We start from the raw sequence: 15,801 nt of genomic DNA, 5'->3' as shown, positions 1-15,801 counted from the left end.
TCTTATCTGAATTGGTTTAGGAATTTTAAATCGTTTTCGAAGAAAGCACGTAAGTCGTTTACGCCGTAGCGCAGCATGGTCAGACGTTCTACGCCCATACCAAATGCAAATCCAGTGTACTTCTCAGGGTCAATGCCTACAGAGCGCAATACGTTCGGATGCACCATTCCGCAGCCTAACACTTCTAACCACTTACCATTTTTACCTTTCACATCCACTTCCGCTGACGGCTCAGTGAACGGGAAGTAAGAAGGACGGAAGCGGATCTCCATGTCTTCTTCGAAAAAGTTACGTAAAAAGTCGTGCAAAATACCTTTCAATTCAGTGAAGCTCACATCCGTATCGACCATCAGACCTTCAACCTGGTGGAACATTGGCGTGTGTGTTTGATCGTAATCGTTACGATACACTCGACCCGGAGAAATAATACGCAAAGGCGGCTGCTCAGCTTCCATTGTACGGATCTGAACACCACTGGTTTGCGTTCTCAGAACCAGCTTAGGGTTAAAGTAAAAGGTGTCATGATCAGCACGAGCCGGGTGATGCTCTGGAATATTCAGCGCGTCAAAGTTATGGAAATCATCTTCTACTTCCGGGCCTGATTTAACCGCAAAGCCCAGTTCTCCAAAAAACTGCTCGATACGCTCAATGGTCCGTGTTACCGGGTGTAAACCGCCCTGCGGTGCCGTACGGCCAGGCAGCGTTACATCAATGGTTTCTGCCGCCAGTTTTTGAGCAAGTGCAGCCTGCTCCAGCGCTTCACGCTTTTCATTGATCGCGGTCTGAACCTGATTTTTTGCCTGGTTAATCACCTGACCCGCTTCTTTACGTTCTTCTGGTGCCAGTTTACCCAGGGTTTTTAGTAGTCCAGTGATCTCACCTTTTTTACCAAGGTAGTTAACTCTGACTTCCTCAAGTTGCGCAACTTCGCTCGCGTTAGCAACGGCGTCTAGCGCTTGCGCTAAAATATTCTCTAAGTTCATTCTATACCTGATCTTGTTGAGGTCATTTGCCTTTCATTGAATCGATTATAATAACTGAAACAACGGGGCAGATTCTAGCCCAAATTAGGGGCTTTTCATGGACAATTTGCTGGTTGTTGGTTGATTTTGGGCTGGTTTAGCGTTTCTTGTGGAATTTGTGACGTCGACGGTCAAAAATTCCACAAGTGAGGTTCACAAATTCAAAGTCGTCTTAATGAATGGGATTGTTAATTTTCGCTGGGCTGCCATTGAAGCATGATCCAGTTTATCAAGCACATCCAGCAAAGCACGCATATCGCGGCTAAGCCGGGTCAGTAAAAATCGCGCGCATTCATCGCTGAGTTCAAGGCCCCGCATTTTCGCGCGTTTTACCAGTGCTTCGGCCTTATCGTCATCGCTCATTGAACGGATCTGAAAGGTGGTTCCCCAGGTAAACCGTGATTCCAGATCAGGCAAACTCAAATTGAGCATGTTCGGCAACAGATCCGCGGTCACAACCAGGCACTTGCCGGGTTCGTTGAAGCGGTTAAAAAAATTAAACAGGGCTTTTTCCCAGGGCTCATCACCTGCCACCAAATGCACATCGTCAATGCACACAACATCCAGATTTTCCAGACCATCGAGCACTGCAGGACCAAAGTTAATCACTTCTCTGAGCGACAGCAGTATGGTCGACAGGCCCTGCTCTTGCGCGTGGATACAGGTAGCATAAAGTAAATGCGACTTACCTGAGTCACCCAGGCCACACAAATAAGTGAACTGAAAATCCTGCTGGCTCGATTCGAGCGCGCTTTTCAGATGCGTCACTTCAAGCGACCCCTCACCACCAAAATAGGCACTGAAAGTTTCATCATCAGGTAAAGTAACGGGCAACGCCATTTGCATTGGCTGCATCATATCATTGCCCTACCCAGCTATATCTGAGGTTATTGGCACTAGCAACCTGATAAAACGCGCGAGGGTCAACATAAACACTAAATGCGCGCTCTAATTTGAGTGATTTTTGTAGGTCAACGACGGATGAGCCATGTTCAACTTCAAACTTGACCAAATCTCCCTGACGATAAATGACATCTACATCCTGCACTGTGCTAATACTTAGCAACTGTCTTCTGGCCAGTTCAATTTTACTAAATGAAGTCAGCTTATCCACGGTCAAAACAGTGCTGCTGGTCGCATATGAACGATTAGGGTCTATCACATACTCAGCGGCCAGTGCCGTTGACATATCGTTAATCATGGCGATAAGTAATTGCTGTTTGTCACCCACTTGTTGGGTCGATTCAAACTGATCCGTATCTGTGTAGCGCCAATCGAGTTGCCAACTGCTGCTATTCGGTTGTTTAAACAAACGGCCGGTGATCACCCGCTCTGCGTTATAGCGCATCGAAGCGGCTTCAACCGGCTCCGAAAAATTTCCCCACACTTCAGCAATGCCGACCTGCGCTCGATCAGTCAGGTCCATCAAAGGTACAACAACGGGGATCCCCCACTCTGCCGCCGTGTCATAAATTAACCGCTCCAATTGGGGGTAACTTTCCTGGGTAACAAATTCTCGTCTCAGGTTGTCTTCTATCACCAGCCAGATTGCAATCATGGGACGACGATTTCCCCATAAGGGTAAATTGCTGTCTCTGACAAGCTGCTCGACTTTGTCTGCCTCAAACCTTACGCGTATTTTGATATCACCATCCGCAGACTCGATATACTCATATTTGAGCATATAATCAGAAATACGTTTCTTACTTTGCCGGATAAGTGGGTGATTTAAATGCTCCGTGCGGCCTGTCAACTTTTGGATCACACGGTCCAGCGCTTGCTGACTGGCTACCACGCGCTTTGCACGCGTTTTGTTGTCCACCTGTAAGGTGGCTTCGTATAGGTCTGTTACCTCAACCGCGCTTGCAGCCATACACCAGCCAAACAAACCCAGTAAAAAGAATCTCAGTGCCATAACAACCAAAAAGTTAAGGAGAAAACCCGATCCTAATGCAATCGACGCTGCAAAGCAAAAGCCAGTGCAGAGAGATTTTAATTAGCTGATACCGGGTTGCGGAATTTATCGTCAAAGCGACGCTTGTTCATAAAAAAATGCCTGGTTTTTGCCCAGCTCTTTCGATGAATAGAGTGCACTGTCAGCACATTTAAGCAGGGCCTCAGCACTGAACACCCCAGTGTTATTAGCAACGCCGATACTGCACCCACACTGTACCTGTTGACCGCCTTCCAGTTGAATAGGCGAAGAGATACAAGCAATAAGGCGCGAACAGATCTGCATTAGCACTGATTTTTCGAGTGGATCAGACAGCACCACCACAAACTCATCCCCACCCAGACGACACAGCACATCGTAAACACGCAGCTCACCCTGTATTCTCTTGGCAACTTCCTGCAACACGATATCACCACTGTGATGGCCATAGTTATCATTGATGGGTTTAAAATCGTCTAAGTCCAGATACAAAATATGCACGGTAACCAAACCTCGCTTTGACCGCTCTGCGAGATTATTCAGCTCCCGGAATAGAAATTTTCGGTTCGTCAGGCCCGTCAGTGTGTCGTGTAACGCTTCATGCTCCAACCGCTGTTGCAATGCCTCCCGAATACCAATTTCTTTTTGCAACTCAGTCAGACTCGATTCGAGCTCTTGGGTGCGTTCCGCGACTTTGATTTCTAATTCACCCTGGTAGTTTTGCAAAACCGTGTTGGCTTCTACTAAAGCTTGCTGGTTATTGAACGCATCCAGGGCTGAGGAGATCACATGGCTAATCGTAAACAGCACATCGACAATCACACCTGAGTATTCATCCTCACGACGATAAGATTGTATGATAAATGCGCCCATAAAGTTGTTGCGATTGACGAGGGGAAAACAAAGCCATTGTTTTGGCACTGTGCCGATGATATTTAACCGCCCTTCTGCCACCATGTCATTCAATTGCTCTGTGGTGTAGTTACACACATTTTGCGACTGCAAAGCATAGGCTGTTAATGAATGAGCGATTTCATCCAGAGACAGTGCCTCTAAATCTTCCGGGTCAATGTCATCCTTTACATCATGAAAATAAGGGAAGGTCAGACTGCCATCTTCCCGATATAGCACGACATAAAAGTTATCCGCATACGTCACCTTTTGCAAAATACAGTGTATGTCCAACAAAAACCGTTGGATTGAATCACTGGTATTTAAGCAGGCCACTATGTCTGTCATGCTGTCAATTACTTCTCCGCTGTCGAGGGCTTCTTCCGTCGTCTCTGACAAAAACTCATTCATCCGGTTCTCACTTTTTCACCTTTCATCGGGCACTTATTTAGTTTAGTCGAGGTTTTATCAGATTGCGTTGCGAATAATTCGCAGGTGAATACATGAATTTACGCATGAGTTAGTGCTTGACATAAAACTGCAACCCTTTATGTTTACACTATTTAAACATACGAATAACAAAAATTACGATGCGTAGAGTCACGTTTGTCCTTCTTCATGCCTTGGTCATCTTATTGGTGGTTTGCAGTCTGCTTACCGGCTTAAGATTTTCTTTGCTAACGCAAGATTGGCTGATGGTCATTAGCCCACTGCTGCCTGAGGGCGACTTATACCCTTGGCATATTGCCAGTGCCAGTAGCCTCAGTGTACTGGCGACCTGTTTTTTGTTGCTTTCACTGTGGCGACCCTATCGTAGCAACCCAAACCAATATCACCTTTGGGTTAACCGTCTGGGGTATCTGATTATATTAAGCCTACTGTTTTCAGGCTGGTTACTCTGGGCCGGTATATATGTTGCGCAGATGCAGCCACTACACTTTTTCAGTATGTGGCTATTGCTACTTTACCTGCTCATCCATGGCTGGATTTACTTCATTCAACACGGCAAGCGCGTTTTGTTTGCGCTCCTCCCATCACACATTGAGAAACAAGGTGCGTTTATTCTGGCCTCTGTATTCGTACTGGGGTCTCTGTTATTCATCAGCACTCGCTATTCGGCTGACACACTTGAAGTCGCGTCGCTGAGCCCAAGTGAATTCATTGACATAGATGGGCACGGTGATGAAGCACACTGGACAAGGGCACCTGTTTACACCATTGAAACCCATGGTGGCGCGAACTTTGATGATGGCCGCAGCACTATTCGCGTGCAGGCACTGGCCAATCAGTATGAAAGCTACTTCCTGATACGTTGGACCGATCCCAGCATGAGCACCAACCACCTGCCTTTATTAAAAACCGAGGCAGGCTGGAAAATCCAACAAAATGGCTTTTACCAATTTGATGAGCGTACTTTCTACGAGGACAAACTGGCGGTGATGCTTTCCCGCTCATGTTCTGGCGGAGCTGACAATACCACCCATTTAGGCCATCGACCCCTTGATGGCAAACCACCCAATTGGCATGGCAAGGGGTTCCACGCCAGTATGGATGGACAAATACGAGACTTATGGCACTGGAAAGCGGTGAGAACCAATGACATGTATCAGGCTGATGATAATTTTTTTGGGCCACCGGCCCTGGTGCAGCAAGGGCAGCGCCGCTATACCGCCGGGTATCAGCCTGATGGCAAAGAAAGTGGTGCCTATGTGATGAACTGGCAGTGGTACACGCCAGAAACCGTCATCCCAAAACGGTTACCAGACGAAGACAATGTGCACCTGAACGTCTTACCCTGGTTTGGCAGTACGCCTTATCACAAGAAAAAGGATATGTTTGTACCCGGAAGCAAGCTCTCATCTATTCTGTACCGCTCTAATCGGTTCGAGGGAGATCGAGCCGATGTCAGAGCACGAGGTAGCTGGGACAGCGGTATCTGGACCCTTGAATTAGTGCGCAAGCACAACACCGGCTCTTTACATGATGTGCCACTTGAAAGTGGTACTTGCATGTGGTTTTCCGCTTTTGACCATGCTCAGGTGGCACACACCCGCCACATTCGTCCAGCCATCTTAAGGTACCCGCTATGATCACACGTCTATTAATGTCATTGGCGACCGCTGTCATTGTTATCTCATTGTTGTGGATAGAGCCTTTGAGCCCAGTCGTCCAGCCACACCCTAGATTTGTTAAATTGGATCAATCAGGTAATGCATTGTCCCCCTGGCAAGGTCCCTGGTCTTGTGTGTTAGACACCCAGCGGGACCTGGTATGGGAAGTTAAAACCGACAGCGAAAACATCCATGACGGCTACTGGACGTATTCCTGGTATCTCTCAGCTGACGAGACCATGCAAAGCCAGGCCAGAGGCGAAGCAAACCTGGGAGATTGTTACTTCGAGTCTTCGCGATGTGATACTCAGGATTTGATTAACCGAGCCAGACAGACAGCCTTGTGCGGTCTGACACATTGGCGCCTGCCTACCAGTGGTGAATTAAGCAGCTTACTGCAAAACCCGGCACGCCCCGGGCATGTGCATATCGCCCAGGACTTTTTCCCTCATATGAAGCATGGAGATTACTGGAGTGCGGATCATTCACAGCCTCTTTCGGGCCATTATCAACGCTTCAAACAAGGTGCAACTGCTGTCAACTTTCATACCGGGGAGCAGTACCCACTTCCCTATCGTAATGCAGCGTTTGTGTTACTGGTGGCCGACTTACCCACAGAGTTTCAATCTACACGCCTCAAAGGTGTGACCCATTAACCAACAACAGGAAACGAGTCTATGAGAGTGCTTTTAGCGGGCCTCACCACGGTTGCTTTATATGCCACCACTGCCCACAGCGCCAGTGATTATCATCGTCTGATCTGGGACGCCAACCCCAGTCATCAGGCCACTGTGGGATATACCCCTACTGGCGGCAATAACCATTACGTAAAATATGGCACCACAACGAATGAACTAAGCTGGACGACAGTGCAACCAACAGCCACGAGTGTTTTTGATGGGAGCCTGCAAAGCGAGTTTGTGACATTAACGGGGCTGAGTGCCAATACTGCTATTTACTACCGCGTTTGCGACAGCACCGGATGTGGCCAGCGCTTATGGTTTAAAACAGCACCCCAAACTAGCACAGGGTTCGTCGCCATCGCGGGCGGAGACACCCGCACAGGCTGGACGACTCGACGTGAAGGCAACGAACTGGTCGCAAAGATCCGTCCTCTGTTTATCATGCATGGTGGTGACTATACCAATGCCAATTCTGCTCAGGAAATGCGAGAGTATCTCAAAGACTGGCAGCTGACATTTTCAAACGACGTGATCGACGGACAAAGCTATAAACGCATCTACCCGTTTGTGGCGACATTTGGTAACCATGAAGGCGACAACTTTAAAACGCTTTGTCAGGTATTCGGCGTAGATTTTGACAAAGATGGTGCCTGCACCAATAAAGACAGCTATGGTGCCTTTAATATTGCTAACCTCCTGCGTGTTTACACCCTCAACAGCCAGTATAAAGACAGTGGCTGGTCTGCCTATGCGACGGCCATGAACAATTGGCTGAAACAAGACTTGCAAAATAGTGGCGCTAGCACCAAGTGGCGTATTGCCCAATACCATAAGCCCATGTATCCCCACTACTCTGGCAAATCGGACAATACGATTTTGCATACCTGGTGGGCTGATTTGTTTTATCAAAATGGCATGAACCTGGTCGTGGAATCCGATACACACATCAACAAGCTGACCGAAGCTTTGCAGCCTTCAGGATCCGGATTTACCAAAACCACCACCGGCGGTACCGTCTATGTAGGCGAAGGCAGCTGGGGTGCCCCGGCACGCTCTGCCAACGATCCGAAAAGCTGGACGATTGATTTAGCCAGCATTCAACAGTTTAAAGTACTGAGTGTGGCACCCGACACCCTGAAAGTGCAAACCGCGCAATTCACAGCTGGCGCTGATACGCTCACACGCGAACAACGTGCTGCCGATGCGCTGGCGCTGCCTGCCAATATCAGTTGGTGGTATGCCAGTGAGCTTGGAGAAACCATGACACTCAAGCGCGCAGCCAATTCACTGTCAATCATCGACAGAGACAGTGGCCCGGTTGACCCTGGCAATGAGCTGCAAAACGGCCAGCCTGTCGGTAACCTCTCTGGCGCCGCTGACAGTGAAAAGGTCTTTACAATGCTTGTACCAGAAGGAGCAAGCAATCTGCGCTTTACCATGAGCGGTGGCAGTGGCGATGCCGATCTCTACGTACGCTTTGCGCAAAAACCCACAACCTCAACGTATGATTGCCGCCCCTATAAAGATGGTAATAATGAAAGTTGCAGCATCAACCCGGCACAAGCAGGCACTTATTATATCGTGGTTCGGGGTTATCAGGCGTTTTCCGGCGTATCCATAGTCGGCCAGTATGATCTGGGCACTCCACCGGGAGATGGTAATAAACAAGTCTGGACTGGGTTGAATGCAACAACAGGCAACTGGATCCATAAAACCTTTGATGTGCCAGCCAGTGCCACTAAGCTCACCGTCAGTACCTCCGGCGGCAGCGGTGATGCCGATCTGTATGTTCGCTATGGCGCCCAGCCAACCTCATCCAGTTACGATTGCCGTCCATACAAAGATGGTAATGCCGAAACGTGCACACAAACTCAACCTCAAACCGGTACATGGCATATCTCCGTGAAAGCCTATAAAGGCTTCAGCGATGTCACATTGACCGCAGAGTATTGATAATCTGACGCAATCAGGAGAGCAATCCCCCTGCTCTCCTTGATTTTTCTCGATATGCCCTCATCTTTCAGTCCTGACTTTAAAGGGGCAAATTTATGAAATATCTGCATACTATGGTTCGGGTCGAGAACCTCGACGCATCATTAAATTTTTACTGTGATCTACTGGGTTTGGTGGAAGTAAAACGTAAGGACAGTGAAAAAGGCCGTTTTACACTGGTTTACCTGGCGGCACCAGGCCAGCTGGAAGAAGCTAAAACGCACTTTTCTCCCACCATTGAGCTTACTTACAACTGGGATACTGAACAATACACTGGCGGGCGTAACTTCGGGCATTTAGCCTTTGCCGTAGAAGATATTTATGCGCTGTGCGAAAAGCTTCAGGCGGCGGGCATTACTATTAATCGCCCTCCCAGATGCGGGCACATGGCTTTTATCAAATCCCCCGATGGTATCTCAATTGAATTGTTGCAACAAGGTGAGCCGCTGCCACCACAAGAGCCCTGGCTAAGCATGGAAAATACCGGAAGCTGGTAAAGCAGTTCTGTCTTAGAGACAGTCATTGATTGTAAATTCGGGTTCAAAATCTGAGCCCGATATAAACGCGCAAGTCTCAGCCCGGACCTGCATCTATCTGATAACGGCTTAATAATTGAGTCAGCTTGCTGCGAAATTCTTCATCGCTGAGTATGGCTGATAACTTTTCAAACTGGGGCTGAAGTTGTTTCGGTAAAAGCATTGCCCGATAGTAAGTTTCATGAGGTTGTTTGGACAGATGGAAGTGCTCCTGCCAGCGATTCTTTTTGATAAAGTAGTTTAGTGTTGAACGGCTGACAATCGCAAAATCAACACGCTCTCTCAGCGCCAGCTCCAGCAGACCTTCTTCACTGTTTGCATCAACTCGCTCCAGCGCCCCCGCTTTTACGGGCTTAACCGTGCGAAAATAATGATAGCCTAAAATGCCACCAAACTTTTTGTTAGCCATAGAAGCTGCGCCATCGTATTCAAAGGGGTTTTCAGCACAAGAGACGAACTCATCGGTGTCATACATCAGGGCTGTACTCCACAAATAACGTGATTTATCGGGGTCTTTAAACCACACAGGGTGAACCCCCAATACAGCACCATCGAGAGTTTGCTCGTTAAGATCCCGTTCAATACGCCTGCGTGGCAGATAAACCAGCTTATAACGTGTATGGGACTGAGACGCATTGAGTAAGGCTACAAAGTCAAAATACAGGCCGCGCTGCTCTTCCTGATTCATGATGTAAGGCGGTTTATTGTGGTAGACATAGATGTTCAGCTGCTCTGCTGCGTGCGACGGCAATAGTACACTGAGTAAAAGTAAGATAAGGCCATTAATCAACAGGTTTAATTTCACAAATAGCTGCCACAAAAGGCTGGAGAAGACCCTTTAAATCTAGAGCCTGTCTCTCCAACCTTCAAGCACGTTTGTTAAATAGTCTTAACCTTAGTTACACCAGCCATCGTTATAAGTAACCTGGATAGTGGCACCACTTGGCGCACCGCTCACCTTCAAATATCCCCAGTACTGGCTTTGCCCGCTGAGGTTGATACATTCACCATTGCCTGCACGCTCAGAGCGGGCGTCAACATTGCTCCCGTCAGGCCAGCCCTGGTTACTGTACTCCAGCGTCAAATCACCATTGCCATGTGCGGTTTCAATGCGAATGCTTTGCTGACCACTCACATTCTCAAGGCTAAACCACATAGGATCCTGATCACTTAAGCAAACCGCCTGATCAGCGGATAGTCGACCACCAGAGACACTGCCCTGATCCACGCAAGTATCCGGCAAACCCGCAACCGGTGCTGTATAGCTTGCAACCAAGTTCACATCCGCGTAGGCGTTATAGCCTCTGAGCATTATGTAATACTCTCCGGCCTGAGGTGTCGCAACATCGCATCGCTCAGCGTTACCACCTACATAAGGTCGACAATCGTAGGTGTCCAGCGTGGGTTGCTGACCATGGCGCAGGTATAAATCAACGTCCCCCGTGCCATCACTAGTGCTGACCGTCAGATCAGTTGCCCCGGCCGGCAGTTGGACTTTAAAGTACTTCAGTTCGTCCTGAGCGCCAGCGACTCGTACTGCCTGACCATTTTGCAGCTCAGTGATCCCCTGATCTGCTTCAATCACGGCCTGAGTGGTGACTTGATGTGCCAATCCCTCACTGTCGGTTACTTTCAATGTCACCGTGTAATTTCCGGCATCCCCGTAAGTATGTGCGGGGCTGGCCTGGGTGCTCTGCGCGCCATCGCCAAACTGCCACAGATAGCTCAGGCTTTGACCTTCAGGATCTGAACTGCCCTGACTGCTGAAGCTGACCGATGAACCAGCAGTGCCCTGATAAGGCCCATTGATCACGGCAGTTGGTGCCTGATTGGTGTCCCCGGCCAGTTGCTGGGTCCACTGAGTAAACTCGTTGCTGTACTGTGCAGCCCACTTATTCATACGCGTTTTATAGGCGCTCCAGTTGCCAACCCGCGTCTCCCCCAGCATTGCATTAACTTCATCTTTATGTGTTTCAATCATGAAGCGTACCGCCAGATAGCCCCAGCGATAGATACGATCCTGGTCAAAACCATCATAAGTGGTTTCAAATACTTCGCCTAACTGATAGGTGCTACCGTCTTTAATCGTATCTATGGCGCGCTGATTATCGTTCAGGTTTGCCACATACTCTGCAACCCCTTCGCTCCACCACACAATTGCCTCAGTCGGCGCGTTAAAGTCACCATACAAGTCAAAACGGCCATCCAGGTAATGCACGTATTCGTGCTCCAGATTCCAGACATAATGATCAGCCTTGGCATAACTGGCTTCATAGGCAATGAAGTTAGCCTGGTTGCCAATCACACTCGGATCGCCTTCCAGATACATACCGCCGTTATCTGTGCTAATACCAAAAATTGGTCCTGCATACTTTTTGTAGTCACTGCTGCTGTTGAAAATATTGACCTGCAGCATCGTATTGTTGTCATCAGCAACTGGTGTTTGATTGGTTTCCAGCATGGTATGGAAGCGAGTTTCTTCCGCCGCCATGGTGTCACATGCTGACAGATGTTGTGCCTGGGTCATATCTTGCGAACGAATGCGGATTGTGCTGCTGCACTGATAGGTCTGTGACAAGGCCTTGTTGGTCAGCTCCTCTTTAAACCCACAGATCCCAAAATCATTACAATCCGCGTAGTAAGTCGCAACATCAGCGGCCCCAAGCCAGATCCCGTCCCCATAGCCATAGCTCTGATAAGTAGAAAATAGCGCTTTCAAGGCCGTATCAACCGCGCTCTGGATAGGCGTACCCTGATAGTTTTTAAGTCTGGCAAGTTCTCTGCCCGCATTAATTATCAAGAATTCTGCGTCCGAGCCCACCATCCAGCTTTGTTTAGTGAAATTAGCCAGCAAGCTAACCAGTTCCGTATCTTTGCCAACCAGCGTAACGAAATCACTGTTCCACTGACCCCTAAATAAAATGGTGAAGATCCCATTCACCGCACCACGCATATGCCAGCTGGTTGCATAGCTTTCACTCCAGCGAGATAACCAGGCTTTGACCACAGGCAGATAAACATGCTGTAACTCAGCAGAGTCCATCGTCGTCATGACTTCACTCAGCACTTCTCCGTGCGCATCATTGTTGTCATAGAAATGACGATTATTCACAAAGGCATCAAGGGCACTTCGAACTGTACTCTGCACTGTGGGATCAAAGCTCACGGAGTCATTGTAAAACTCAACATAAAAACCGGCTCTAATAAACAAGAACAGCGCTTCCAGCTCGCTGCTGCCGGTGCCACTATAGCTGCCTGACAGGGTCGTCGCTTGCTGCGCTGCAGCCAACATTTTGGCCGATGTAAAAGTCGCCACCTGAGTCGCCGACGGCGCACTGAACAGATCATTAACGCAGGTTGCACCCTGCCCCGTGATCTGGGCCACGATTGTCGATGCACTCGCGTTAGCAAATGCGGTTAAGTCGCAACCACTGGCAAGGTCAACCTGCTCAGACGCCATCTGCATCATCACGGGCAAATGTGAATGCAGCGCAGTGTCACGTGCTGCTGTCGGCGCGTTGTCCTGTGCGGCGTGATTATGACCCTCATCGCCATGTGCTAATTGCAGATCAGCCACGCTCAGTGGTTTAAAGTGTCGTTCAACGTGTTGTTGCGCGGCTTCTACACTTGCACAGAGCAAGGGAAGCGCAGCGATTATTGCTTTTATTTTCATAATTTAACCTTTTTTAAATGTGTATCCAAACCCCAAAAGAGGTGACATATTATTAACACCACGCACACAGTGTATACAATATAATTTATATAATTTTATTGAATATACCACCTAGCTTTTCCTTTTAAGCATAATTTATTCATTTAAGTCAGAAAGTTATCGGTTTTATGAAAAGAATAAAAATAGATACCTTTGTGATTTCGCTCAAAAAGCAGTCAAAAGATCAAAAAATTAGTAGCAAATTCATCAACAAAGGCTGGCTCGCAACTGGTCGCATAGCCACCACTTGTTAACCAATACTCAAAGTGAAGTGCAAAAAGTGGAGCCTGAAGTCTGGTACGTTGCCGTAAGACCGGCTGTTAAACTGGCCGAAGTTGGCATGTTAGAATGAGAAAGCTGCACGATTGAAGCGGTATGAGAGACTTACCAACGCACACTACTCACATTACAGGCGCGGTAATTGAATCAACTCTACAGAGCCCGATAAACATCGGTGCTTTCTGCGTGGTCCTGGTGTTATTTATATGGATTGGAAGAATTGGCAAGTAAAATGGTATCCAAAAGGATAACCTGCAGAATGAATGAACAACTCAGAGCAGACACCCAAAGTCTCTTTGCGCGCCAGCATACGAAGTGGGACACGATGCCAGGAGTCTGTTCATCAGCTTGTATAGCGCGCAGCTTTAAACACAGGTGAGGAAAAGTAAGCCTTTTACTAAGTCTACAGCTGACTCAGGCTAACGACTTTCGTAGATGGTTAATGCTTTTTAAACATTTTCAGATAGTTACATATGGACCAGACAGGAACATTACAATCCATTTCTGTGCTTAACTTCAAATAAATCAAAGCTCTGCCTGCTCTTAACTAATCGGTGTGTAACTCGGTAATCGACACAATCCCATGGTTTTCAATTGTGACTATCAGGGTTTGATGCTCTAATCTGATCGGGTATTGACCATCAGGCAATCGCCTGGCAGTCAGATTATTGAGCCCGACAATCAACCCGTCCAGCTCGCTGGCCTTTTGCGGCGCTGAGCCACCTCGCCCACGCATATACTCCATGCCCTGCTGAACACATTTTTCAACAACAGCATCAGCCACTTTTCGGCCCGCCTGGTGCTTCAGAGACTTAAACAATAACCCTTTGATTAAAGAAAACATAAAACTTCCAATATGCGATGACGACGATTCAGGAAGTGTAGCAAAGGTGGGTCCAGATGAGTATGACAAATCGTTTCAAAGTATGTAGGTGTGTGGGCGAACGACGGGCATTCGCTCTATCTCTTTTTTGGACAGGAATGGGTTAGAACGAATGCGCCCTTTTTTGTAACTTGTTATGCGTTTTTTAAAAGTTCGCCGAACTCTTGTTTGCGTGGCTCGCCGCTAGAGATATGAATAACTAGCGTATCTCTAAGTTCATAGTAAGGGTGTGATGCTAAATGTTTTGCAAACCAAAATACTTCTGACAGCGGCTCATCATCATGCCAAGTTGTTACAACCATATTTTCATCATTCAAGTCGCTATCTCCGACGAAAATGATATTAGCAGACTAAAATTGACGACGAAGGAGCACAAGCCTGCTGTTTTGTGTCCTTAGTTATACGGCCTTGTTAACTGCTTTATTCTTCGAGCCATTCTTTATGCTGTTCAATGAAATCTTCCCAAAAATCATCTTCTCCAGAAATGCTTTGTAGTCGTGTTTGTATTGAAGAAAGCGTATTAAAATCAGAGATTGTACTTTCATCAGGTTCGATTTGCGGACAGTTTTGTTCACTTAATTGAATTAGTTCCGACTAGACCTGACATTTCGATTTGAAAAATTGAGAGTTACCCGTTTTGATAAAGGTGTCGAATCTTTGTTCAAAACAACTAAGGAGTAACTCTCATGTTACATACTAACAATCCAATCATTAAACACAAAGCTGGTTTGCTCAACCTGGCTGAAGAGCTTGGAAACGTATCTAAAGCCTGCAAAATGATGGGGGTTTCGCGAGATACATTTTATCGTTATCAAGAGCTCGTTGATGAAGGCGGTATTGATGCACTCATCGATAAATCGCGTAGAGCACCAAACCTGAAGAATCGCGTAGATGAAGAAACTGAAAAAGCAGTTTGCACCTACGCGCTTGAATTTCCGGCTCACGGGCAAGTCAGAGCCAGCAATGAGTTGAGAAAACAAGGCGTGTTTGTTTCTGCCAGTGGTGTGCGGTCAATTTGGTTGCGCCATGACTTGGAAAACTTTAAAAAACGTCTGAAAGCACTAGAGGCTAAAGTCGCGCAAGAAGGTATCATTCTCACAGAGTCCCAGGTAACAGCCCTTGAGAAGAAAAAACAGGACGATGAAGCCTGCGGCGAAATTGAAACTGAGCACCCCGGATACCTTGGTTCACAAGACACTTTTTATGTCGGAAACCTAAAGGGAGTTGGCCGTATATATCAGCAAACTTTTGTTGATACATATTGTAAAGTCGCTTTTGCAAAGCTCTACACCACTAAAACACCGATCACAGCAGCAGATCTACTGAATGATAGAGTTTTACCCTACTTCGAGCAGCATGAGCTGCCCATGTTAAGGATCCTCACAGACCGGGGAACTGAGTACTGCGGTAAGGTTGAGCACCATGACTACCAGCTTTACCTAGCGATCAACGACATAGACCATACTACAACCAAAGCGATGTCGCCGCAGACAAACGGTATCTGCGAACGCTTCCACAAAACGATACTTCAAGAGTTTTACCAAGTGACATTTCGCAAAAAATTGTACAGTTCTCTGGAAGAGCTCCAAAAGGACCTGGACGAGTGGATAAATTACTACAATAATGACCGAACTCATCAAGGTAAAAAATGCTGCGGAAGAACGCCGCTTGAAACATTATTAGATGGGAAATCGATCTGGGTTGAAAAGAATTTAGCCCAAATCTAGGCTGACAGTCACCGATTGAAAAACGGGTAACT

General features: G+C 47.4%; 13 protein-coding genes. 5 read left to right on the top strand and 8 right to left on the bottom strand.

Annotated features, from left to right (window positions below; genetic code table 11):
• Positions 1 to 2: 2 nt before the first annotated feature.
• From pheS to PRUB_RS11685, 4 genes are all read right to left on the bottom strand, one after another.
• Positions 3 to 983, bottom strand: coding sequence for a phenylalanine--tRNA ligase subunit alpha (gene pheS, locus PRUB_RS11700; RefSeq protein WP_010384799.1), 981 nt, complete (start codon positions 981 to 983; stop codon positions 3 to 5).
• 192 nt (positions 984 to 1,175) lie between these two features.
• Complete coding sequence (gene hda / locus PRUB_RS11695; RefSeq protein ID WP_021032882.1) at positions 1,176 to 1,880, bottom strand: DnaA inactivator Hda; 705 nt, start codon at positions 1,878 to 1,880, stop codon at positions 1,176 to 1,178.
• A gap of 1 nt (position 1,881) precedes the next feature.
• Positions 1,882 to 2,937 (bottom strand): DUF2066 domain-containing protein, encoded by a 1,056-nt coding sequence (locus tag PRUB_RS11690; protein WP_010384802.1) that lies wholly within the window; start codon positions 2,935 to 2,937, stop codon positions 1,882 to 1,884.
• A gap of 111 nt (positions 2,938 to 3,048) precedes the next feature.
• Positions 3,049 to 4,257, bottom strand: a complete 1,209-nt coding sequence (locus PRUB_RS11685; protein WP_010384803.1) for a sensor domain-containing diguanylate cyclase — start codon at positions 4,255 to 4,257, stop codon at positions 3,049 to 3,051.
• A 263-nt stretch (positions 4,258 to 4,520) separates the two neighbouring features.
• On the opposite strand from PRUB_RS11685, the gene PRUB_RS11680 reads away from it, so the two are divergent.
• The 4 genes from PRUB_RS11680 (at position 4,521) to PRUB_RS11665 (ending at position 9,129) form a co-directional block, all read left to right on the top strand.
• Positions 4,521 to 5,936, top strand: coding sequence for an ethylbenzene dehydrogenase-related protein (locus PRUB_RS11680; protein ID WP_242065241.1), 1,416 nt, complete (start codon positions 4,521 to 4,523; stop codon positions 5,934 to 5,936).
• Complete coding sequence (locus tag PRUB_RS11675; protein ID WP_010384805.1) at positions 5,933 to 6,613, top strand: Lcl C-terminal domain-containing protein; 681 nt, start codon at positions 5,933 to 5,935, stop codon at positions 6,611 to 6,613. Before PRUB_RS11680 ends, PRUB_RS11675 begins: the two co-directional genes overlap by 4 nt.
• Positions 6,614 to 6,634: 21 nt before the next feature.
• Complete coding sequence (locus PRUB_RS11670) at positions 6,635 to 8,593, top strand: pre-peptidase C-terminal domain-containing protein (RefSeq protein WP_010384806.1); 1,959 nt, start codon at positions 6,635 to 6,637, stop codon at positions 8,591 to 8,593.
• A gap of 95 nt (positions 8,594 to 8,688) precedes the next feature.
• Positions 8,689 to 9,129 carry a VOC family protein gene (locus PRUB_RS11665; protein ID WP_010384807.1) on the top strand — a complete coding sequence of 147 codons (441 nt, stop codon included), beginning with the start codon at positions 8,689 to 8,691 and terminating at the stop codon, positions 9,127 to 9,129.
• A gap of 76 nt (positions 9,130 to 9,205) precedes the next feature.
• Here the strand turns inward: PRUB_RS11665 and PRUB_RS11660 are convergent, their stop codons facing one another.
• The 4 genes from PRUB_RS11660 to PRUB_RS11645 all read right to left on the bottom strand — a co-directional run bounded on the left by PRUB_RS11660 (position 9,206) and on the right by PRUB_RS11645 (position 14,359).
• Complete coding sequence (locus PRUB_RS11660; protein WP_040645221.1) at positions 9,206 to 9,973, bottom strand: type 2 periplasmic-binding domain-containing protein; 768 nt, start codon at positions 9,971 to 9,973, stop codon at positions 9,206 to 9,208.
• Between the two features lie 90 nt (positions 9,974 to 10,063).
• Positions 10,064 to 12,841: a collagenase gene (locus PRUB_RS11655; RefSeq protein ID WP_010384809.1), complete on the bottom strand. Its 2,778-nt coding sequence runs from the start codon at positions 12,839 to 12,841 to the stop codon at positions 10,064 to 10,066.
• Positions 12,842 to 13,706: 865 nt separating this feature from the next.
• Entirely contained in the window at positions 13,707 to 14,003 is a 297-nt protein-coding gene (locus PRUB_RS11650; protein ID WP_010384810.1) for a hypothetical protein, read from the bottom strand.
• A 173-nt stretch (positions 14,004 to 14,176) separates the two neighbouring features.
• Positions 14,177 to 14,359, bottom strand: coding sequence for a DUF7684 family protein (locus tag PRUB_RS11645; protein ID WP_052026457.1), 183 nt, complete (start codon positions 14,357 to 14,359; stop codon positions 14,177 to 14,179).
• 369 nt (positions 14,360 to 14,728) lie between these two features.
• On the opposite strand from PRUB_RS11645, the gene PRUB_RS11640 reads away from it, so the two are divergent.
• On the top strand, positions 14,729 to 15,769 hold the full coding sequence (locus PRUB_RS11640; RefSeq protein WP_198452353.1) for an IS481 family transposase: 1,041 nt from the start codon (positions 14,729 to 14,731) through the stop codon (positions 15,767 to 15,769).
• Positions 15,770 to 15,801: the final 32 nt, after the last annotated feature.

The sequence above is a fragment of the Pseudoalteromonas rubra genome, assembly GCF_000238295.3.
GTDB classification, from domain to species: domain Bacteria; phylum Pseudomonadota; class Gammaproteobacteria; order Enterobacterales; family Alteromonadaceae; genus Pseudoalteromonas; species Pseudoalteromonas rubra.
The sequence above is the reverse complement of the archived record's forward strand: the minus strand, read 5'-3'. Positions and strand labels throughout refer to the sequence as shown.

Excerpts from the sequence above, each read along its gene's own strand:
- pheS (WP_010384799.1), bottom strand. The coding sequence starts at position 983 with ATGAACTTAGAGAATATTTTAGCGCAAGCGCTAGACGCCGTTGCTAAC.
- hda (WP_021032882.1), bottom strand. The coding sequence starts at position 1,880 with ATGATGCAGCCAATGCAAATGGCGTTGCCCGTTACTTTACCTGATGAT.
- PRUB_RS11690 (WP_010384802.1), bottom strand. The coding sequence starts at position 2,937 with ATGGCACTGAGATTCTTTTTACTGGGTTTGTTTGGCTGGTGTATGGCT.
- PRUB_RS11685 (WP_010384803.1), bottom strand. The coding sequence starts at position 4,257 with ATGAATGAGTTTTTGTCAGAGACGACGGAAGAAGCCCTCGACAGCGGA.
- PRUB_RS11675 (WP_010384805.1), top strand. The coding sequence starts at position 5,933 with ATGATCACACGTCTATTAATGTCATTGGCGACCGCTGTCATTGTTATC.
- PRUB_RS11670 (WP_010384806.1), top strand. The coding sequence starts at position 6,635 with ATGAGAGTGCTTTTAGCGGGCCTCACCACGGTTGCTTTATATGCCACC.
- PRUB_RS11665 (WP_010384807.1), top strand. The coding sequence starts at position 8,689 with ATGAAATATCTGCATACTATGGTTCGGGTCGAGAACCTCGACGCATCA.
- PRUB_RS11655 (WP_010384809.1), bottom strand. The coding sequence starts at position 12,841 with ATGAAAATAAAAGCAATAATCGCTGCGCTTCCCTTGCTCTGTGCAAGT.
- PRUB_RS11650 (WP_010384810.1), bottom strand. The coding sequence starts at position 14,003 with ATGTTTTCTTTAATCAAAGGGTTATTGTTTAAGTCTCTGAAGCACCAG.
- PRUB_RS11640 (WP_198452353.1), top strand. The coding sequence starts at position 14,729 with ATGTTACATACTAACAATCCAATCATTAAACACAAAGCTGGTTTGCTC.